Here is a 21,704-nt window from a genome sequence, read left to right as displayed (position 1 = left end):
TGTTATTTAGCTATGATAAAAGCAATTTTAAAATTTGGTATATTTTCTTTTCTGATGTTGGGAATAAACGCTTATTCTCAGGAGAAAAAACATTTTACAGGCTATTCTAATATTTTACAGAGTATTATTCCTAATCAGAAAACAGATTTCTGGATTTTAGTTCATAATAATTATGGTAAAAATCAGGAAGTAAGAGTTGTTGGAACGAAGAAGGAGTACATACCGCAATCCTCAGGTTTTAATTTATTTCCTGATGAAAACGGCTTCTTTTATGTTGTTTATTCTTCAGCAGGTAAAATAGAATATATAACAGATCTTCCTTCGCTCAGAAAATTTACAGGTAAAATAGATAATGTAGAAGAGGCAGCAATTATGCTTACAGATGAAGGATACTTTGTAGATGAAGAGTTTAATGACCTGGCGGGAAATTATGCGGAAGACGGTAAAAACTATTATCTGGAAGTTGGAAAACTTACCTCAAACGAATGCCCTTACCAGAAAAAGCATTTTAATATCACTGTGAATAAGGCGACAGGTGAAGTGGCCAATATACAAGACAACGGAACTTATATAGAGCTTTATAATAAGAAATGTAAGAATAATCCGAGACTTTTAAAAATAGAAAAAAAAGATCCCCCGAAAGATGAGCCTAAAAAATCAAATTCATCCACAAAACGCAGATAATTTCTACGAAACAGAAAGGTTGATCATCCGTCCAATGTCTTTGGAAGATGGAGAATTCATTCTTGATCTTTACAACAGGCCCAAGTTTATTCAGTTCATCGGAGATCGTCATATAAAAACGGTTACAGATGCAGAAAACTACATCAAAGAAAAGTTTCTTCCACAGTTTGAACGATTGGGCTACGGAAATTATTTAGTACTGACCAAAGAAGGAAATCACAAAATTGGCGGAGTAGGAATTTTCGAAAGAGAAGGATTGGATGTGGTAGATATCGGATTTTCTTTATTAGATGAGTTTGAAGGAAAAGGGTACGCGTATGAAGCCGCTTCAAAAGTCAAATCCATAGGAATAGATGATTTTGGGCTAAAAAAGATCTCTGCAATTACTTCAAAAGGCAATTTTTCTTCCCAGAAATTAATCGAGAAACTGGGGTTAAAATTCCAGAAGCATATAGTTCTTCCCGGGGAAAATGAGGAGTTGAGGTATTACGAAACAGAATAAAGAACTTAGATTACTTCAATAATTCCTGCAAAGCATCATAATCCGAAAAATTCATCAGCAATTCGGATTCGCTTTCTAAAGTAACGATTTGATTTGAATAGCACGACGTACAAACTTTAATTATCTTTAAAATCTTGCCATTCTGATTTTTATAAATTAAAATATCCCTGTAAGTTGGTAAACAAGCGGTTTCATAGTTATTTTTACCTTCTTTTAAAGATTTGATTTTTTCAAAAACCTGCTGGTTATTTTGATTTTCAGTCCTTACATAACCGAATTTTATTAAGTCTTTTTCAAAATCATTGTAGAGGCTTTCGGATTTTGAATAACCATGAACCGTTTGATACTTTAAACTTTTCGCTTTTTTTAAATTTTTCTCAAATTTCAATTTATAAATAACAAGATTTTCATCATTAAGCTTTTGTGCCTTAAATAAAGATCCACAAAAGAAAATTGATAAAGCAATGATGAGTTTTTTGATCGGCATATATGAAATGTTAAATTATTCCTCTAAAATCTGCTCAGCTGCTGTTTTTGAAGTTACTTTCTCAATGACTCTCATACAAATTCCTTTTTCATCAAAAATAAAGGTCGTTCTTACAATTCCCATATAGGTTTTCCCAAACGTTTTTTTCTCCTGCCAAACCCCGAATTTTTCAATAATATCACGATTTTCATCAGCAATAAGATCATAAGGAAAAGCAAATTTATTGTGGAAATTTTTCTGTTTTTTCACAGAATCTCCGCTTATTCCCAATAACTGAAATCCTGCCTTTTCCAATTTTGAATAATTATCACTCAAATTACAGGCTTCTACAGTACAGGTTGGTGTATTTGCCTGAGGATAAAAGAAAATAATAATTTTTTTTCCGATTAATTTCTCCGATTGTACCGTTTCTCCATCCTGATTTGTTCCTTCAAATTGTGGTAGTTTATCTCCAATTTTCAGCATAATGATTTAATTTTGTTCAAATTTAATAGTTAAATGACAAAAAAGCAAAGAGCCGAGCTTGTTCAGACCGAATTAGAAAAACTATATCCACAAGTTCCGATTCCGTTGGATCATACCGATCCCTATACTTTGATGGTGGCGGTAGCGTTATCTGCTCAGACTACCGATAAAAAAGTGAATCAGGTAACTCCAAACCTGTTTAAAGTGGCGGGAACTCCTGAAAAAATGGCAAGGTTGGAGGTTTCGGAAATCAAAGAACTGATCAAAGAAATCGGACTGGCGAATACAAAAGCCAAAAACCTAAAAAGAATGGCAGAGCTCCTGTTGGAAAGACATCATGGAGTAGTACCTCAAACTTATGAAGAATTAGAGGCGCTTCCGGGAGTTGGCCATAAAACGGCTTCTGTGGTGATGAGCCAGGGCTTCGGATTTCCTGCTTTTCCGGTCGATACACACATTCACAGATTGATGACGCAGTGGAAGCTTACCTCTGGGAAAAACGTCGTAGAAACTGAAAAAGACGCAAAAAGTATCTGGAAAGAAGAAGTATGGAATAAGCTTCACCTTCAGATTATTTTTTACGGAAGAGAATATTCTCCCGCAAGAGGAAAAGGAGAGAAAGACTTCATTACAAAAATGATATTTGAGAAATAAAAGTTTCAGTTTTGTGAATTCATTTTAGTAATAAAATCTCTATTTAGAATTTGAATTGAAAGTTGAGAATAAAGTATAAAAGCCAAGTCAATGCTAATATCTTTGTCTTTATTTTTGTAAATCATTGAATGAGATTCATAACCATTTGATAAAATGGTTACTTTGTATGCATTTTTTATTTGAGAAAAATTAAATTCAACATTATACTCTTTACATAAATCTAAAAATGTTTCATAGACATTATAATGTTGAATTTTTTTACCAATAGTATTCACGACCAGTGTACTGTTGCCTTCATTTTCTTGAATTTTTAGAATTCTGTTTTCAAAAACTTCTTTATTAATATTAGGATAAAACCGTTCCATTTTAAATATCCAACAACCTTCTATGGTAATTGATCTGTCCCAGATGATAGCTTAAATGACCAAATAAATGGATCAGGAAATACTCCGTGGTCATTTTATATCCTAAAGCTTCAAGAGGAAAATCTTTTTCCAGATCTTCGCGAGACAGTGTATTGAATGTTGAAATTACAACTTCCAATGTTCCTTCGATTTTTTCAATAAGCTCAGCTCTTGGAATGTCCTTTAACGAAAATTCAAGCTCACGCTTTCTGATATACCCTGAATTTCCTAATTGAGCTCCGATAAAATGATTAAGATTTCCAATCAAATGCAGACATAAGTTCCCTGCAGAATTTGAAATGTTTTTATCTGTTTTCCAAATTGATGCTTCGTCTTGATAAGACTCAATTTCCAGTTTTAATTTATTTAAATCTCTTGTATAAAGTGATTGTAGATCTTCTGTTATCATTTTTCTATTGAATTAAAGCTTTAAAATATCCTCTGAATGTTTTATTAAATGAGTCTACTTTGGTTTTATAATCTATAAACCCGTAAATACTATCATTTTTCTCAAAACTGTCTTTGTTTAATACTAATTTTTGATGAAGAGGCTTTGTTTTTATAAATTTTATTTCACCATGTAAAGTTTTGGGATCTATGTCGTTAATTAAAAAATTTTTTTCAAAGACCTTTATAAAAATCCCGTTTCCAAAATAGCTGTTGTTATTGTTTAGTAAAATTTCTAATGTATCATTTTTTAAAGTCATACTGCATTTATAATTATCCATTGGGAGAATCCCTGCATGCTGAAAAATATAGGCCGTTCTGGTTTTACTCTTTATTTTTTCATTACTGAATAATTTTATTTCAGGGTATTTTGAAAGGAGTCTGATTGTGTCATTTTGAGGAAGGTTTTTGTCAACACTAAATTTCTCAAAATCTTCTTTAACCTTTTTATCCATATTACAACCCAGAACAGATAATCCTAAAACAAAACCCAGAAAGAAAGATATTGTTTTTATCATTGCTAGGTTTAAAGTATAAATTTAAACAAAAAAGCCACAAAAATTAATTTGTGACTTTAATATTTTTAATGAGGAATTACTTCTGCTTTTTAGCCCAAAGCTCCATTTTTCTGTTCAGTACATCCAAAGGAAGACATCCTTGGCTTAAAACTTCATCGTGGAAGCTTGCTAAATTGAATTTTGGGCCCAGTTCTTTCTGGTATTTCTCTCTAAGCTCACGAATTCTTAACGAGCCTATTTTATATCCTAAAGCCTGTCCAGGCATCGCCATATATCTTTCCACTTCGGCTGTTGCTCCTGCTTCGTCATAAGAAATATTACTTAGGAAATATTTAATAGCGTCTTCTCTTGTCATTTTTCCCGTATGCAAACCGGTATCTACAACCAGTCTTACTGCTCTTAACATCTGATCACTCAGATATCCCATTTTTTGATAAGGATCTGTGTACAATCCGAATTCAGGGCCTAATGTTTCACAATAATGTGCCCATCCTTCTCCGTATGCTCCAAACCATCCGAATCTCATGAATTTGGGAAGTTTGGTGTTTTCCTGTTGTAAAGAAACCTGATAATGATGTCCCGGAATAGCTTCATGTAAGAAAAGCGATTCCATGCCTGAAGTCACATTGAATTTCGAAGGATCCGGAAGCGGAACATAAAAAATTCCAGGTCTTTTTCCATCCGGAGTTCCCTGAATGTATTCCGCGCTTGCACTGGCTTCTCTGAATTTCTCGGTCTGTCTGATCTCAAATTTAGTTTTTGGAGTTACAGAGAACATGGTTTTAAGCTTCGGGGTAATCTTCGTCAAAATTCCATTGAATGCACCTAAAACTTCTTTGGAAGTCTTGTAAGGCATTGCTTTAGGATCTGTTTTTACAAAACTGATGAATTCTTCCAAAGTCCCTGTGAAGCCAACCTGTTGCTTTACTTTTTCCATTTCCGCACGAAGCATAGCCACTTGCTGAAGACCTATCTTGTTGATCTCCTCAGGAGATTTGTTGGTGGTCGTCCAGCTTTTTGCATAATACTGATAAATTTCCTTTCCATTTGGAAGACTGTTGTATCCATCAGTTTCTCTTGCTTTAGGTAAGTATTCTTTTTCTAAGAAGTCACCCATTTTGGTGTATGCAGGAATAATCTTTTTTAAAATAGTTTCCTTGTAAAGCCCGGAAAATTTATCTTTCTGCTCTTTAGTGAAGCTTTTCGGGAAGTTTTTAACGGGTCCGTAAAAAATATTTTTATCCAAATCTGTGGTAATGATCTCTTCCGCTCTCATTTGAGGGATCATTTTAATAACCAGCTTTTTAGGCAATACCATTTTATTATTGATTCCTTCCCTGAAATTTTCCGTGGCAGCATTCATCCAATCCGGAAATTTTTCCATTCTTTTTAGCCAGTCGCTATAATCTTTTTCTGTTTTGAAAGGCTGGCTTCCCTGTCCGCTTCCGTAAAGAGGGAAACTTAAAGGTAAACCTCCAAATTGGGTAAACGGAATATATTCTGGGTGATAGGCATATCCTTCAATTCTGTCTTTCAGCATGAAGTCAAGTACATCATATACAACTTTGTCTTCATCAGAAAGATTCTTATAATCAACATTTTCCAACTGTTTCTGTACTGAATTATAAAAAGAAACTTCACCGGAAATAAAATCTTTGTCTATATTGATCGGCAATTGGTCATTGTATCTGAGATCTCCCTGGGAAGTCGCTTCAAGAGGGTAAAGCTTCAGATATTGTTCATAATAGTTCGACGCGATAGAATCTAAATTACTGGGCGTTACCTTTGTTAGTGGAGAATCCGACTTCTTACAAGAGGCCACACCCATGAGTAATCCCAAACCGACGATGCTTTTAAATACAATGTTTTTCATTTTCAGAATCTTTGAAAAACAAAAGTAATTAATAATAACAAAAAAGGGTGTTTTGAAGGAGGATTTTGCAAAAATATTTTTCAAAATATTTTTCACATTCAATCTATTTTTTATCTTTGCTGAAAACGTTTAACAATCATACTATTACAGTTCTTTTTTTAAGAAATAATGAAAGGGATTTTAAAAATTTACCATCCGGACGAAACGCTAAAATACAATATCAGAAATACTTATTGCAAAGCGGTCTATAGCAACCAACAACATTTTTTAGAGGTTGAAGTTATTACGGATGACAGTTTGGATCACGTTGACGATGATTCTCTGCAGTACAATTTTCCACAACTTTCGCTTGAGGTCTTCGATTTCCCTATCGAATCTGCGGAAATAGAGGGAAAAACAATTCAAATTAATGATTCTGATGAAGACAGCTACACAGAAGTAGATCTTTTTGATGATGAAGAGGCTTTCATCTATGATAACGAGCTTCAGTTTGAAAAGAATGAAGAAGGAGAGCTTCAGGTGATCTGGAAAGGTACAATTGATGATTTTTATACGGGTTCAGATACTCCGATACCTTTCAGGCTTAAATGCGAATTTAAACAAGATGATATTGAGGTAGACGAGGATTAATATCCTTATATCTTAATATTTTTTATACTAAAAATTCTTTTCAATACTTTTTGGAAAGAATTTTGCTGTTTGTAAAAAGCAACTTAATTTTAAGTTGTTTTTAAGCATTTTTTAAGACATCAATTAATAATATTCTATTATTTTTGTCGTTTAAAACCATTATAAAACTACATATTAATGCTGTTAACGGAACTTACTCAGATTTTATTTGCACAAATTGCTACACCGGCAGTGAACACAGAAGATTTAGAATTTTCATTTTGGAAGATTATGTTTCATGGAGGTGCTTTCGCTAAAATAGTGATGGTGACCGTACTAACACTTGGTGTGTTTTCGGTGTATCTGTTTTTTGAACGTTTTTTCTTTATTAAAAGATTGACTTCAAAAACGGATTCCAATTTTATGGATAATATTGAAGACTTCATTAAAGAAGGCAAAATAGAATCTGCTTCAGACTATTGTAAAAGACAAAACTCTCCGGAGGGAAGAATTTTAGAAAAGGGAATTTCAAGATTAGGGCGTCCTGTTTCTGATATTGTGAGTGCCATGGAATCTCAGGCTCAGGTTGAGGTCGCGAATATGGAAAAAAACCTGAATCTTTTAGCGGTAGTTCCGAGTATTGCTCCTATGTTGGGACTTTTAGGAACGGTAATCGGGATGATTATTGCGTTCTTTAACCTTTCTCACGCAACGGGATCTTTCTCTCCTAAAACACTTTCCGAAGGAATTTATACGGCTTTAGGACAAACTGCGGTAGGTCTTGCAGTGGCAATTCCGGCTAACTTCTTCTATAATTTGTTATTAACAAGAATTGATAAGTTTGTATTGAAGGCTCAGAATATGTCTGGTGAATTTTTAGATCTTATCAACAAACCTTTATAATCTTTCCAGATGAAAATTCAGAGAAGAAATAAAGCGAATCCCGAGTTCAGTTTGGCAGCGATGACCGATGTTATCTTGCTGATGCTGATCTTTTTTATGGTAACGTCTTCGGCGGCCAATCAAAGTGCGATAGATGTAAAGCTTCCGAAAACGGGAGCGGTAGAAGACAATATTCCTAATCCTTTAACGGTAAGTATAAAACCTGACGGTTCTTATTTTGTAGACGATACTCCTGTCAATAGAGATCAGCTAGAGCAAATCGTTGTTGATAAACTGGCTGGTCAAACAAACAAATCTTTTACGATAAGAGCGGATGAAAATACAATGCATAAAGATGTGGTATTTGCGATGGAAATTGCGGAAAAACACAAATTTAATATTGCAATTGCAACAGTAAAGGATAAATAATCACGAATAAAGATTATTTTACGATGAAGACTTATGCTATAAATAAACAGGAAGAAAACAGGGACCGGATAAAAAGCGCATTGCTTTCTGTTCTGATCTGGTCTGCGATCTTGTTGTTTGTTTTTTTATATAAATTAAAACCTGAATTGGATCCGGAACCGGAGGTTGTTACGACAATGCTGGTCAATTTCGGGGATAACAGAAACGGAAATGGGGTAGAAGAACCTGCAGATCAGCCGGGAAGTCTGGCTGCTGCTACGGAAGAAGTTACTCCTGAACCTGTAGAAACGGCAGTTCCTGAAACAAAAACCATCATAAAGCCTGAACCACAACCTGAAACCAAAAAATCAGAGGCTAAGGATAAAATTATTACAGGAAATAATTCTAAAGTAACGGTTCCGAAAAAAGAGGAGTCAAAGGCGGATAATAAAAAATCCGCAACAAGTACAAGTGCTTCTAAAAACACTAAAAAATCAGGTGCAGTTACTGCGAATTCAAAAACCGGAAACGGTGATGGGAAAGGAACAGCTGCTATAGGAAATTTAATAAGAGGAAGAGGTACAAAAGCAGGAAGTCAGGGTGATGGAGAAGGTATCGGAAATGCGGGAGATCCTCTAGGTGGTGACGGAAATGGAGACAGCAGAGTAGGAATCGACAGAAAATTGGTAGGATACATTCCCGGGACTATGGGTAGAGGTGGATCACAGCCGTCTCACAGCTGTACAGCAAGTGGATCTATTACCATTGCTTATACGGTGGATAAAGCAGGGAATGTGGTTTCTGCGAGAAGATCAGGAGGGATTTCAGACCCTTGTGTTTCTTCTACTTCAGTTTCCTGGGTAAAAAAGTATGTAAAGGCTGAAAAAGCCAATGTTTCTTCAACAGGAACGTACAAGATTACCTTCTAAGAAAATAATTTAATTTTTATACTACCGTGTTAAAGTGTAACAACTTTAACACGGTTTTTTATTTGGAGAAATAGAGAGAGTGCTTATATTTGCTTATACCATGAATAAATCACAATAGAAATATGAAATTTAACTCTTTAATCATCTTATTATTACTTTGTCCGTTTTTTTTCAAAGCAACCGTAATCCCTTTTGAATTAATAGAAGGAAAGATCGTCTTAAATGTAACGATAAAGAATGATCAACATCATTTTATATTTGATACCGGGGCTTTTACTATTATTTCAGATGAACTGAAGAATAAAATTAATGCTAAAAAAAGCAACATTATATTTGAGTCAATAGATGCGAATAATGCGAAATCTAAAATGGATGTCTTCACGATTAATACTTTAAAGGTAGCAGATTTAAATATTAAAAATGTCAACTTTTCGTTTGCTGATATCGGCTGGATAAGCTCTCGTGCCTGCAAAAAGATAAGTGGGATCTTAGGAGCAAATATGATGAAAGATAAGATGTGGCAAATTGATTTTAAAAATAAAACGCTGACAGTGTTTGACAAAATAGAGAATGATTCTTATTCAGGCTCTGTAGCAATTCCTTTTACAGAAGAAAAATTTATAGGTGTTCCAAAAATTGAAGTGAAAATAAGAGGGCAAATTTTAGACTATGTGTTTGATACGGGTTCAGGGATGGGCTTTTCTCTTAATCAGCAATCTTATAACAAGATAAAAGATCATGATTTTCTGATTTTTGAAGGTTTACTTGCGCAGTCTTTAAATAGTATAAGCAAAGGTGAAAAAGAGGTTGATATAATGGAAGTTCAGTTTGGTAATATAAACGTCGGAAATCAGATTATAGACAGCAGTTTAGACGCTGTCAACTTAGTGGGAACTAAATTCATGGAAAATTATTTGATAGTTCTGGATTTTATCAATAAAAAAATCATTTTATATCCAAATGGTGATACACCTGCATATAATTCTTTCGGAGTATCGTTTGCTGTAAATAAAGACCGCTTGATTATAGTTAACAGGCTGATAATAGACTCATTATCAGAACTGAATCTTGGGGAAAGAATTATAAAAATAAATTCGATGGACGTATCAATTGTAAACGATGAAATCTTCTGTGAGGTGAAAAAAATACTTGACAATAATACCATCATCACTCTTGAAAATGAGTCACATAAAAGATTTACCATAGAAAAGAAAAACCTTTTACAGTTGTTGAATTAATAAAAAAAAGCTGTCTAAAAAAGACAGCTCAAAACAAAAATATTCCCTCAATATTAATCCCCAATCCTAATCATCATATGAATTTCTTTAATTTCTATTTTTTACCAATATCCAGTCGGTGTAAGTAACCATTTTATTGGTGTCCGGATCGGTCCACTTTATTTCGTACCAATAGGTGCCGCTATTTACAGGGGTTCCGTTAATGGAGCCGTCCCATTTGAAGTTATTATTTCTATCTGAAGAATAAAGGAGCTGCCCATATCTGTTATAGATAGAGATTTTTAAATCTTTCAGATGAGAGAGCTCAGAATAATCCAAAGTGTCATTTCTGCCATCTCCATTGGGAGTAATTGCATTGACAAGGTTTGCCACTGTTACCTGAATCTGAACCGGAGCACAATTGTTAGAATCTTTTACGTAAAAACTGTTCTTACCGCGAGGAAGATAGGTAAATAGGTTGGAATCCTGCCATATTTGTCCGTCTCTGGAATATTGGTAAGGAGGAACTCCACCTTCTGCAATCACAGTTGCGGTATTGTTTTTTAAGTTAACATTTTTAATTTTTGGAAGCTCGAAAGGATGCACTTTCACAAATTGTTTCGTTTTACAGCCATCAGAAGAAAGAACAACCCAGTAATCTCCTACCGGAACGTTTTGTATAGACTGTGTGGTTGCTCCTGTACTCCATAAATAAGAAGTATAACCGGAGCCGGCGTCTAAAGTCGTGCGGCCTTCCGGGCATATTGTTTGATCCTTCAAAACTGCAGATGGTTTCGGAGGAATAACTTTCAGGGTTATTTTAGCAAAGTCGAAACATCCGTCGTTGGAAATAACTTTTACATAAACAATAGAATTCGCTGAAACATAGCTGGCAGGTGAAGTAATTTCATTGGTTCCGTTGGTTGCATCAGTAAGTGTCGGATAATATTTTTTAGTTATAGGATTGGTGGTTGTAACGGCGGCTGTCGTCAGATTAAACGTTCCTGTGCTAGGATCGGTTTCGTTGAAACATTCGGTTAAAACGGCCTCCTGTACATTAACTCTCGGATAAAATTGCAGGGTGATCTTAGCATTGGCAGTACAGCCGTCTACTGTGGTTACTTTTACATAAACACTGGCGGGAACTGTTGACGGAAATGCATTGGCTGGGATAATTTCATTAATATTTGCAGTTAAGTCTGCTAATGTTCGATAATATTTTTTAGTTGCTGAAGCAGGAGCTCCCACATTGGCGGTGGTTAAATCGAAAATACCATTTCCACCGACATTACAAGCGCTTATTGTAGTATCTGTAAGAACCAGCGGAACTACAGTAATATTTACTTTTACCTGCTCGCAGTCTGTAAAATTCGGATCATTTCCACAGAATTTATAAGTGAATATGTCTGTTGTTGTTCCTGCATTCGCTGTATAGGTTAATACTCCTGTTACAGAATTTACGGTTAATGTACCGTTTGCAGGCGGATTAATGATTTGTACTGTAGAAGGAACCGGAGTTTGTGTAGAGCCGGTAAAAGCCGGAGTTATGGTAATCGGAGTACCTGTACTACAGATATTTAATGGTTTTACAGTATTTACCAAACAAGAATATACCTTGTAAGCATAGGTTGTATAAGTACAGTTTTCTTTAGTAATTGTTACGGTATAGTTTCCTCCTTGTGTAGGAGAATAGGTGTTGGATGTAGCACCCGGAATAGGATTTCCATTAAGATTCCATTGATAACTGTTAAAACCGCTGTCAACCTGTAAAACGATTCCCGGAGCACACTCTCCTGTGGTTTTGCTGATAACAGGAATAGAGCTGAACCCGGCAAAATAACCTCCGTAACCTAAGTTACCACTCCCTCCTGCAATTCCTGCAGTAACTGCTTTTGTTGAATTTACAGTAATATTACCCGCAATATTGGGAACGGTGTATGATACCCAATTCGTCGTTCCGGTAATGGGGAAGGGACCATAAGTTGCAGCCAGAGGAACACCGTTTACCGTTACAGTGGCTCCGACTTGTGTTAAGATATTTAATTTTACAAAAAGAGGCGGGCTAAAAGTAGTCGCATAAGGCATTTCGTCTATTTTCCCAATTTCATCAATCGTTTTGGGAAGTAAACAGTTTAATGGCGGAATATAATTAAACCCTTCTGTAGCATCGTTATCTGCAGTACCTGATAAAAGCTGATAGGTATAGACATTCTTGCTGGTTCTAATATACATATTGAGATGAGAAGGTCCGTTTACGATATAATTTTGGGCGGTTACTCGGTAATAATCACCTTCATTTAACGTGGCAACAGGGGTAAGGTTATTATTCAACCATACTTTAGTGTCATTTTCAGGGGCTACGATGAGCGCTCCTTCAATTTCTGGAAGAATGTTCCCCATTCCTTTGATAAGGGCAAATTCATTCCCTAAACGTTCAACGGGAACTGACTGATCCATAATGATATCTTCACCGTTATATGGCGGATTAAGACCGAATTGACCACGGAAATTTCCATTGGTCACAGATACTGGTTTGGTAGCTTCTATTTTAGCTCCTATAAATCCGTCTCTATTTCCCGGTCTGTTTGCTGCCCCAGTAAATATGTAAGACTGTCCTTTGTTTAGAGTAATGGTAATCGAAGGATGGGTAAGACCATTGAAATTATTAATGAACCAGGTGGTCATATCATATCCCGAAACTTTAACTTGTGTATTGTCTTCTGTTGCCAAAATACCGCAAGTGAAATTTTGAACGCCACCGGCAGGAACACCAGTAGCCGGAAGGGGAGCATAGACAGCATAAAACAATGTCCCGATTCCTGCTTTTCCTTTAGAGGTCAAAATCTCGCCATGATTAATTTCCGAAAACCTGTAGGTCACAAAAAAAGGAAGATCGCCATGAAGATACAGCCCTCTGGTTTTTACACTCATGGCATCAGAAGGATTCTGACCAAGCATGAAATTGAGCGGTACATCGAATGTTTGAGGACTTCCCTTACTGATCGTTATGGTTCCTATTGCAATATTATTATTGTAAATGGTAACAGGAAAAGGAGTTGTGCTGTCCGTAGATAGAAACAAAGCCTGTTTAGGGCTCCCGTTGGTAAGACTTCCTGCCATAGGCGCAAACCAATGGTCTGTATCTCTTTGGGCATTCAAACCAAGAGATAAAAACAATATAAAAATAAATAAGATCCTTTTCATAAATTATGAGGAAAATTTAAATTAAACAAACCATCACAGCGATTTAATGAGTTAAGGTGCTTTTGTTGATGATTTGTGATTGTTAATAGTTGTAAACTTTAAAAAAGTTAGTCTCTGTTTTTTAATAAAATCCAACCTGTGTATTTAATTGTAGCGTTTTGTAGATTGGATTCTTTCCATGATATTTCGTACCAATACGTTCCGGAAAGCAATTTTTTGTTGCTGAATTTTCCGTCCCATGTATAATTGTTGAAAGCAGTGCCTTTAAAAATATTGTTTCCGTATCGGTCATACACAGAGAAAGACAGATCTTTCTTGTATTTAAGCTCTGCATAAGAAATCGTATCATTAATGTTGTCTCCGTTCGGAGTGATGGCATTGATGATATTGATTACGGTCAGTTCTACCTGTACAGGTTCACAATTGTAAGCATCCTTTACATAAAATGTATTTTGTCCGTTTGGCAGATTGTTAAATACATTAGAAGTTTGCCAAGTTATCTTGTTAGTAGAATACAGATAAGGAGGCTTTCCTCCGGTTACGGTAATGGTCGCTTTCTTATTTTCAAGATCAATACTTTTGATCACCGGTTTTGGGGCTGTTTTAACAACAATGTCATATTTGTTAAAACAATCGTTATACCCTAAAATCACCCAATAATTTTCCGGTCCTATATTAGAGATAGATTGTGTTGTTGCTCCCGTGCTCCATTCATAAGACTGATATCCCGGTCCCGCATCTAATGTTGTCGTTGCGTCGATACAAATCGTTTGGTCGGTAAGTAAAGAAGGAGGTGCAGGAGGCGTTACTACTTCAAATACAGGAGTTGTTGCCGGCGGGCAGCTTCCTCCTGTAGAAACGGTCACGGTATAATTTCCCGCTTTGGTTGGAGAATAGCTATTTGTAATGGCTCCCGGAATCGGATTTCCATTAAAATTCCACTGATAAGAAGCGTAGCTGTCGTCAACTTCCAGAATCATTCCCGGAATACAGTTTCCGTTCTTTTTGGCAATCACAGGAACGGAAGAGAATCCGGCGAAGTAGCCGCCATAGCCTACAGCGTCATCTCCACCTGCTATTCCGGCAGTGACGGCTTTGGTTGAGGTTACCGTAATATTCCCCTTTATATTATTTACAGAATACGTTTGCCAGTTAGGATTTCCTGTTACGGGATAGGGGCCTTGAATACCGGATAAGGTTGCTCCGTTTACAGCGACGCTTGCTCCTGTTTCGGTAATAATATTCAGCTTCACCGCAGGGGTAAAAGCTGTATAATAAGGCATAATATCAATCATCCCAATTTCATCTATTTTTTTAGGAAGAAAACAACTGAGAGGAGGAATATAATTTGCTCCGGGAGTAATATCACTCTGGTTTGTAGTTCCTGCCATCAGCTGATAAACATAGATTTTTTTTGTGCTTTTAATGCGCATATTGTAATGCCCACTAAAATTGGGAGTAACATAACTTGTAGAGTTAATTCTATAAAATTGCCCTTCGTTCAAAGTGGTAACGGGAGTGGTTTCATCATTCAGGTAAATCTGAGTATTGTTCTCTGTAGCAACGACTATTGCTCCTTCTGTATTTTCTTGTAGAAGAGCCATTCCTTTCATTAACACATATTCATCACCTATTCGATCTGTAGGAATACATTGATCCATCAAAATATCCCCTCCGTTATTTGATCCTACGATTTGACCGTTGAAATTTCCATTGGTAACTGTAATTGGTTTTGTTGATTCAATTTTAGCTCCGATAAAACCGGTATGATTTCCCGGGATATTTCCTATTCCTTCTATTATATAAGACTCTCCTTTGTTCAATGTAAAAGTAATAACAGGAGTGTTAGCTCCTGTTGTTCCGTTAGAAAACTGAACGGAAGGATTATAACCAGAAACAGTTACCTTGGTATTGTCTTCCGTAGCTAATACCCCGCAGCTAAAGTTATATGCTGATGAAGATACCGTGATAGGTCCATAGGCTGTGTAAAATTTTGTGCCGATGCCGGCTTTGCCTTTGGATGTAAGGATTTCGGCATGAGCCTTTACAGAAAATCTGAAAGTACAGAAAAAAGGTTTGTCTCCTTTTACATACAATCCTCTTGTTTTTACTTTAAATATTTCTGTTGGAGAATCGGCAATCATGAGCTCCATGGGAATAACAAAAGATTGTGGATTTCCTTTGCTGATAGTTACCGTACCAATTGCAATATTGTTGTTGTAAATAGTAACAGGAAATGGAGTAACAGAATCTGTAGATAAGAAGAGAGCTTGTCTGTCATTATTCCGATTAAGTCTAGACATCATTGGAGCAAACCAATGTTCGGTATCTCTTTGCGAAAAAAGATCGTTGCTAGCAAAGAGGATCAATAAAAAACTAAACAAAAGCTTATTCGAAAAGCTAAGCCATTGTTTTATATGATGAGAAGTATTGTTAGGAATCATTGAATATTTTTGTTTTTATAATTGAAAATAGATAGAGTTTTATATCATTTTGAATAGGCATTTTTAATCAAATTGGGTAAGAAAACGGAAAGAATAAAATCTGCCATAAAAGCGGCGAGATGACCTCGCCACTTATTATGACAGAAACAACATATTTACTTTTTAACAGCTTTTATTGTTTTAGAAGAACCATTTTTCAGGGTTAATTTTATCATATACACACCAGAATTAAGTTCGTGTAATGAGATTGTTTTTTCTGAAGATTTTACTTCTTTCACCATTTTACCTGAAGCATCATAGATGGAAACAGACTGTAACTGTACATCTCCGGAAATATTAATCATATCTGTAAATGGATTAGGATAAATCGTGATGTCATGTTTTGCTGCTACTTCACTGGTTCCCAATGCTACAGTAGGAGCCCAAGATATATTATCCCAATAGTATAGAGCATTACCTCCTTCGGCAAATGTTGTATATAGGACAAGTCGTGCTGTAGCAGGAACGGTATTCGGAATAACCACACTGTATTCACTTGATCCTGTATAAGCGGTATTGGTGATATTCACATCCTGAATCAATACAAAGGAATTGATATCTGTAAGATTTGTTATATAACCAACTTTTATTTTACCAGTATTTACACTGCAGTATGCTCTGAACGTTAATGAATGTGTTCCTGCATTGATATTACTTAACTCCGGTAAAATGGCCATTGATGTTCCGGTAAGAGGTCTTTGCAGAATATGTCTTGTTCCGGAATAGGCTCCTGCTGAGTTTATATTTACACTTCCGGAATTAGTAACTAATTTTTTCCAACATGGTGCATTGGTTTCAATCAAGCCGGTGTTATAAGAATCGAAATTTTCAAAAAGAGATGTTTGTGGAGCACAAAGTGTTAAGATAGAGGTCATATTTGCCCATGCACTTTGATCTGTTCCGCTGCATCTTGCTCTTACCCAAATATAATAGGTGGTTGCCGAATTCAATCCGGGTAATGTATAAGGGTTTGCGGTTACTCCTGTTACATTTGGAAGGGTAGAAGAAGTCGGTGGAGTACTGCTTGTACTGTAATAGATATCATATCCTAAAGCGGGAGCGGGTGTAGGAGTTGTCCATGCAATATCAACCGATGCGCTGGTAACGTTTGATAATACTATATTAGACGGGGCTATACATGATGGTTTGGGTTCCCAATAAACATTATCCCAATATATATTTACAGAAGGTACACCTCCGTGTCTAATGGCTAATCTTGCATTCGCCGGAACAGTATTAGGTACAACTACTGTATATTCATATCCATCAAATACAGTATTGCTAAATGTTACAGATTGAATATTTACAAAAGAGGAAGCATCAGTATCATTGGTAACATATCCCACATCTAATGTTCCCGATCCGCTGCTTGTTTTAGCTTTAAATCTAAGCCAATGGGTCCCGGCGTTTAGATTACTGAATGCCGGAAGAACGGCAATAACGGTATTGGCAGCTCCATTTGCACTTTGATACATTCCTTTTGAGCTGTTAACCCCTGAACCTGTAGAAACAGCTTGGTACCCGGTACCCAAAATAATTTTATCCCAACAGTCTACGATGTACCCGGTTCCCGTGGTTGCAGTTTCAAAGTCCTGAAACATAGAAGTCATAGGATCACATTTGGTCTTAAATGTTCCTCTTAAAGACCAAGCACTTTTATTGGATGTACCACAAACAGATCTTACATAATAATAGTAAGTGGTAAAAGAAGCCAATCCGCTAAGAGGTTTAGAGGTTGTAATGCTTGTTCCTGATTCCGGTGTAGAAGCGGTAGGAACAGTAGTTGAAGAGGTATAATAGTACTCATAACCGTTTGCAGGAGCTGTAGCCGGAGCTGTCCAGGAAATCGTTGCTGTATTGGTTGTGATATTGCCGGAAGTAAGAGCGGAAGGAACATAACAAGTAGGAACAGGTTCAATTTTTAAACTGAAGTCTACAAAGTTTCCATTACCATTAGTATTGGGTCCGCAAGGATTTGGAGTACCACTAAGGGTTGTCCCTGTTTGTACCCTAATTCTGTAAATTCCCGGAGCCTGAGCCGGTGGAACGAAAAATTGGTCATCAACCGTTGAATAGGCAGACACTCCAATAGGATTTTCATAGAAATCATTGAAATCCCCATTCGAGTTCCAATCTACCCAGACAAGAGATTTTGTTCCGCTTCCTATAAATTCTAAATGTACTTTCACCGTTCCCCCCGGGTAAGAGGTTACCATTTGGCTCGCGGAATTATCTACATAGGCTTGATACGTGGTCGCGTCATAATAAAATGCTCCCTGATCCGAAAAAATAGCATTTTTTAAATAATTTGCTGTGGACGTTCCTCCGACAGTAGGTGTACAGTAGGTCTGTGCATTCAGCTTAAAAAAAGGAAGAAGTAATATCATCCATAACAGATAATGCTTTCTCATATATTTTTGTTTTATCGTTAGTAATTGTTATTTCAAAAATTAATTTGCAATATGATTTTTAAGAATATTTTTCAGTTTTATCTTTAAAATCCGGAGACCTGAATGGTCATTTATTCATATCTCAAATTGGAGTCATAATGCTTTCTTTTTTTGTAATTTTTTTCACTAAAAAAGCCGATGTCTTTAATGTTTTTTTCACATCCTTAGGCTTTGAACAATATTAGAGTTATATTTGTTTTTTATAAAGGATTGGGCTTGCATATTTCAATAAATTTGCAAGGATTTAAAAATTAAAAACCTGAAAAACAGCAACTTATTGAGATTGCTTTTAAAAAGACAGATGATGGTTTTATCTGGAAAAATGTGCGAAAAAATAGAGTGTATCTCAAAAAAAATGAGACGAAATAATATGCTGATATTATTTTTTACACTGTTATATCCATTTTTTATGAATGGTCAATCCGCTCCCAATTTTGGTATTCTGACCGATAAAGCATTTCAAAAACTCTATCAAAATCCTGAAGATTGCATCAGCTATTCGCAGAGTCTTTTAATGAGTGATAAAAATGCCGAGCACAAAATTATCCTAAGAAAAATTATTTCCCAGGCTTATGCTTTACAGGGCAATTATGTACAGGCTGTAAATATCTCCAATCAAAAAGAAGACGATGGAAAAAATGATAAGCCTTCTTACTTTGCCCAATTGTATGGAGAATATAATCTTGCGGACCAGTATCAGAATTTGGGGCTTTATAACCAGTCGAGGAATATTATTAAAGGGATTCTTTCGGATAGGGAACTTCTGAAAAGTACCAATGTGAAAGTGAGGATGACGTTGGGGAAATTATACCAGCTTCAGGCAATTAATTTCGGAATTACCAGAAACTATGACATTGCCCAGCAAAATCTTGACAAGAGTAATCAGTATCTTGACAGCAGGAACGCAGAAAATGCAATTATTAAACAGGAAAATAACATCTTCCGGTCCAATTTTTTAATGAGACAAAATAAATTGGAAGAAGCCAAAAAAGTACTGGATGAGGTTATATATAATGTTAATAATCATGGAAATAGTACTTTTCTAATGGCTTTTGCCTATGAAACATTAGCAAGGTATTTTTTCCTGAAAGAAGATTATAACACGGCAATTATTTACTTGGAAAAAGGGCTCGGAAAAATTAATAATCTGCCTTATAACGATATGAAACTCATTTTTTATGAATTGCTGACAAAGAATTATCTGGCGCTTCATAATGATGAAAAATACTATTACTACAATAATCTTTACACAGACTTAAAAACGAAGCTGGATGCCAATAAGAAAGAAGGGATACAGTATATTGTAAAGCTTGTAGAAACGTATCAGAACAACAATATAGAATTTCAGAGACAGCATAAATTGGGGCAATTAAAGAATACATCTGTCGTTATTTTACTTTTTGTTTTAGGAATAACGGTGTATTCGTTCTATGAATCGAGGAGGAGTAAAGATTTGAAGAAGCAGCTCAGTTTTTTTGAAAAACAAAAAGAAAGAGAAGAATTTATGCTTGCTCACGCCAATAAGTCTAAAAGTGAACCGGCGAAAGAAAATAAAAACAGTGAAAAAGATCTTCTGAAGGTTTCCAAAGAAAAAGAAGACGAAATTCTGAATAAATTGATAGAATGGGAACAATCGGACAACTTTTTGAATAAAAATATGTCAATTGCAATGCTTTCTGCACAAACGGGGATCAATACCAAATATCTTTCCGAGGTTATTAATAATAGTAAAGGGAAAAACTTTAACGGTTATATTAATGAATTGAGAATCAATCATATTGCTCATCAGTTAAAGACGAACCCTGCTTATCTGAACTATAAAGTAAGCTATCTTGCCGAATATTCAGGGTTTTCTTCGCATGGGGCATTTACCAATATATTCAAATCGGTAACGGGAATGTCTCCCAATACTTATATTCAGGAAATTTTAAAAAATAAGAAAGCATGAAAGCAATTGGTTATATTCTTCTGTGTATTGCGTTGTGCTGGCAGTTTCCTATTTTCGGACAGAAGGTTTCCAATGACTCGCTTATAAAAAAAGCGAATCTTGAAATTTATAATAATCCGGATAAAGCAATTGGAATAGCAAAAAAAATGCTTCAAACGGAAAAAGATATCAATAAGATCATAAGAATATATTTAATTATGTCTAATGCGGGGATTGCCAAAAGGAATTTTGAAGAATCTCTGCAATATATTGTAAAAGCAAGAGAATTTGTTCAGAAGACAAACGATCCCAAAGCAAAGACCAGCTTTTTTCTTACGGCAGCCGTTCAGTTTCAGCAGATGGAACTTTACAGTAAAAGCTTTGAATCCTTGGATGAAGCAGATGTGCATATCGCCAAAATACAGGATGCGGATTATAAATATTTCGAAATAGCAAAAAGCTATGCTTTGCGAGGGATGATTTATAAAAACCAGTCTAACCCCGAAATTGCTCTTCAGGAGTTTTTAATCGCCATTAAAAATTTTGAAAAAGTAAAAGAAAACCAACAGACTTATTATAATCAAAGTATTGTGTATTACAATATCGGGTATTGTTATCTTAGTGTCAATCAGTTAAATAATGCAGAATCCGCATTTGAAAAATCTATGAAGTTTGCCAGCTCGATTAAGGCTAAAAGTTTAGAAGCTTTTGCGTTGAAAGGAATGGCTGAGATGAATAAGCAGAAACACCGGAATCAGGAGGCATTAGAACTGCTAACAAAAGCAATAAGCCTGAGTAAAGACGTAGGAGATCTTACCCTTAATGAAGGAATATATAAAGAAATGGCCGACAATCATCTTGCGATGGGAAACCAAAACCTATATCAGGAATACAATAAAAAGTATTTTGAGACTCGTTTAAAAAGAGAACAGAGCGAACTGAGCTCCGTCGATCGTGCTATTGATATTCACAATATGGAAGCTAAGAAAAGAAATAAAGAAATTGTGAACCAATACAATTATTATATCGGAGCTGTTGTACTATCCGGATTAGCGGTGTTTGGACTGCTTTTTTGGAGAATGCTTACCATTAAAAAACGCAACAAAAAATATCAGAAAGAGATTCAAAAACTTATCAGATCCTAGAATCTCTTGATGGAGGCTTTAATTCTTCAGCTCGTTAATCCTGTTGATAACGGGTAATGCAAAAATCCCACTGGTCTGAAGATACAACTCGTAGAATGTTTTTGCCTTGTCTAAAAAGTCCTTATTTCCATTCGCTTTTCCATTAAAATAGAAAAGATTTCCCAGCATTTCATAATAATCCTTGTGATCTCTTTCCTGTCTTTCGTTGACGATTTCAATAATCTCTTCTTTTGATTTTGATGAAAGAGTGGTAAAATCGAACTTGAAAATATCCCTCATCAAAGTTTCAAAGTCCAGTTCTTTCTGCATTAAGCTTTCTTCAGGCTTATCCAAAATAAGTTTTTCCAACGCTTGAGTTAACTGACGTATTAGTCTTAATGTGAATTCTTTATCTGTAATCATTGTTGATTTTTTAT

Annotated in this window: 20 protein-coding genes; 10 read left to right on the top strand and 10 right to left on the bottom strand. The window is 35.6% G+C overall.

Annotated elements, in window-relative coordinates:
* Positions 1-12: 12 nt before the first annotated feature.
* Both MKS83_RS13990 and MKS83_RS13985 read left to right on the top strand, forming a co-directional pair.
* On the top strand, positions 13-684 hold the full coding sequence (locus MKS83_RS13990; protein WP_240580202.1) for a hypothetical protein: 672 nt from the start codon (positions 13-15) through the stop codon (positions 682-684).
* Positions 644-1,186: a GNAT family N-acetyltransferase gene (locus MKS83_RS13985; protein ID WP_240580201.1), complete on the top strand. Its 543-nt coding sequence runs from the start codon at positions 644-646 to the stop codon at positions 1,184-1,186. Before MKS83_RS13990 ends, MKS83_RS13985 begins: the two co-directional genes overlap by 41 nt.
* Before the next feature lie 10 nt (positions 1,187-1,196).
* Here MKS83_RS13985 and MKS83_RS13980 read toward each other — a convergent pair whose 3' ends face one another.
* Complete coding sequence (locus MKS83_RS13980) at positions 1,197-1,673, bottom strand: hypothetical protein (RefSeq protein WP_240580200.1); 477 nt, start codon at positions 1,671-1,673, stop codon at positions 1,197-1,199.
* Between the two features lie 15 nt (positions 1,674-1,688).
* Positions 1,689-2,138 carry a thioredoxin-dependent thiol peroxidase gene (gene bcp, locus MKS83_RS13975; protein ID WP_240580199.1) on the bottom strand — a complete coding sequence of 150 codons (450 nt, stop codon included), beginning with the start codon at positions 2,136-2,138 and terminating at the stop codon, positions 1,689-1,691.
* A 33-nt stretch (positions 2,139-2,171) separates the two neighbouring features.
* On the opposite strand from bcp, the gene MKS83_RS13970 reads away from it, so the two are divergent.
* Complete coding sequence (locus MKS83_RS13970) at positions 2,172-2,792, top strand: endonuclease III domain-containing protein (RefSeq protein WP_240580198.1); 621 nt, start codon at positions 2,172-2,174, stop codon at positions 2,790-2,792.
* A 5-nt stretch (positions 2,793-2,797) separates the two neighbouring features.
* Here MKS83_RS13970 and MKS83_RS13965 read toward each other — a convergent pair whose 3' ends face one another.
* From MKS83_RS13965 to MKS83_RS13950, 4 genes are all read right to left on the bottom strand, one after another.
* Positions 2,798-3,157 (bottom strand): hypothetical protein, encoded by a 360-nt coding sequence (locus tag MKS83_RS13965; RefSeq protein WP_240580197.1) that lies wholly within the window; start codon positions 3,155-3,157, stop codon positions 2,798-2,800.
* A gap of 1 nt (position 3,158) precedes the next feature.
* The gene (locus MKS83_RS13960; RefSeq protein ID WP_240580196.1) at positions 3,159-3,605 is read right to left on the bottom strand and encodes a DinB family protein; all 447 of its coding nucleotides are present in this window, start codon (positions 3,603-3,605) and stop codon (positions 3,159-3,161) included.
* A 4-nt stretch (positions 3,606-3,609) separates the two neighbouring features.
* Positions 3,610-4,161: a hypothetical protein gene (locus MKS83_RS13955; RefSeq protein WP_240580195.1), complete on the bottom strand. Its 552-nt coding sequence runs from the start codon at positions 4,159-4,161 to the stop codon at positions 3,610-3,612.
* 76 nt (positions 4,162-4,237) lie between these two features.
* The gene (locus MKS83_RS13950) at positions 4,238-6,034 is read right to left on the bottom strand and encodes a DUF885 domain-containing protein (RefSeq protein ID WP_240580194.1); all 1,797 of its coding nucleotides are present in this window, start codon (positions 6,032-6,034) and stop codon (positions 4,238-4,240) included.
* Positions 6,035-6,202: 168 nt separating this feature from the next.
* Here MKS83_RS13950 and MKS83_RS13945 point away from each other — a divergent pair, with 168 nt between their 5' ends.
* From MKS83_RS13945 to MKS83_RS13925, 5 genes are all read left to right on the top strand, one after another.
* Positions 6,203-6,664: a hypothetical protein gene (locus MKS83_RS13945; RefSeq protein WP_100377491.1), complete on the top strand. Its 462-nt coding sequence runs from the start codon at positions 6,203-6,205 to the stop codon at positions 6,662-6,664.
* Between the two features lie 177 nt (positions 6,665-6,841).
* Positions 6,842-7,546 (top strand): MotA/TolQ/ExbB proton channel family protein, encoded by a 705-nt coding sequence (locus MKS83_RS13940; RefSeq protein ID WP_100377490.1) that lies wholly within the window; start codon positions 6,842-6,844, stop codon positions 7,544-7,546.
* 9 nt (positions 7,547-7,555) lie between these two features.
* A complete protein-coding gene (locus MKS83_RS13935) occupies positions 7,556-7,954 on the top strand; it encodes an ExbD/TolR family protein (protein WP_240580193.1) in 399 nt (132 codons plus the stop codon).
* A 23-nt stretch (positions 7,955-7,977) separates the two neighbouring features.
* Complete coding sequence (locus MKS83_RS13930) at positions 7,978-8,862, top strand: ferric siderophore ABC transporter substrate-binding protein (protein ID WP_240580192.1); 885 nt, start codon at positions 7,978-7,980, stop codon at positions 8,860-8,862.
* 122 nt (positions 8,863-8,984) lie between these two features.
* Entirely contained in the window at positions 8,985-10,100 is a 1,116-nt protein-coding gene (locus MKS83_RS13925; protein ID WP_240580191.1) for a retropepsin-like aspartic protease, read from the top strand.
* A gap of 87 nt (positions 10,101-10,187) precedes the next feature.
* On the opposite strand, the gene MKS83_RS13920 is transcribed toward MKS83_RS13925, so the two are convergent.
* From MKS83_RS13920 to MKS83_RS13910, 3 genes are all read right to left on the bottom strand, one after another.
* Positions 10,188-13,283 (bottom strand): T9SS type B sorting domain-containing protein, encoded by a 3,096-nt coding sequence (locus MKS83_RS13920; RefSeq protein ID WP_240580190.1) that lies wholly within the window; start codon positions 13,281-13,283, stop codon positions 10,188-10,190.
* A 107-nt stretch (positions 13,284-13,390) separates the two neighbouring features.
* A complete protein-coding gene (locus tag MKS83_RS13915) occupies positions 13,391-15,727 on the bottom strand; it encodes a T9SS type B sorting domain-containing protein (RefSeq protein WP_240580189.1) in 2,337 nt (778 codons plus the stop codon).
* Between the two features lie 155 nt (positions 15,728-15,882).
* Positions 15,883-18,177, bottom strand: a complete 2,295-nt coding sequence (locus MKS83_RS13910; RefSeq protein WP_240580188.1) for a fibronectin type III domain-containing protein — start codon at positions 18,175-18,177, stop codon at positions 15,883-15,885.
* Between the two features lie 448 nt (positions 18,178-18,625).
* Between MKS83_RS13910 and MKS83_RS13905 the strand changes: the two genes are divergently transcribed.
* Together MKS83_RS13905 and MKS83_RS13900 are read left to right on the top strand one after the other, a co-directional pair.
* A complete protein-coding gene (locus tag MKS83_RS13905; protein ID WP_240580187.1) occupies positions 18,626-20,164 on the top strand; it encodes a helix-turn-helix domain-containing protein in 1,539 nt (512 codons plus the stop codon).
* Complete coding sequence (locus tag MKS83_RS13900; RefSeq protein ID WP_240580186.1) at positions 20,161-21,288, top strand: tetratricopeptide repeat protein; 1,128 nt, start codon at positions 20,161-20,163, stop codon at positions 21,286-21,288. Before MKS83_RS13905 ends, MKS83_RS13900 begins: the two co-directional genes overlap by 4 nt.
* Before the next feature lie 18 nt (positions 21,289-21,306).
* Here MKS83_RS13900 and MKS83_RS13895 read toward each other — a convergent pair whose 3' ends face one another.
* Positions 21,307-21,690: a hypothetical protein gene (locus MKS83_RS13895; protein WP_240580185.1), complete on the bottom strand. Its 384-nt coding sequence runs from the start codon at positions 21,688-21,690 to the stop codon at positions 21,307-21,309.
* Positions 21,691-21,704 lie beyond the last annotated feature (14 nt).

The organism is Chryseobacterium sp. Y16C (assembly GCF_022488405.1).
Classification (GTDB): Bacteria; Bacteroidota; Bacteroidia; order Flavobacteriales; family Weeksellaceae; genus Chryseobacterium; species Chryseobacterium geocarposphaerae.
The sequence above is the reverse complement of the archived record's forward strand: the minus strand, read 5'-3'. Positions and strand labels throughout refer to the sequence as shown.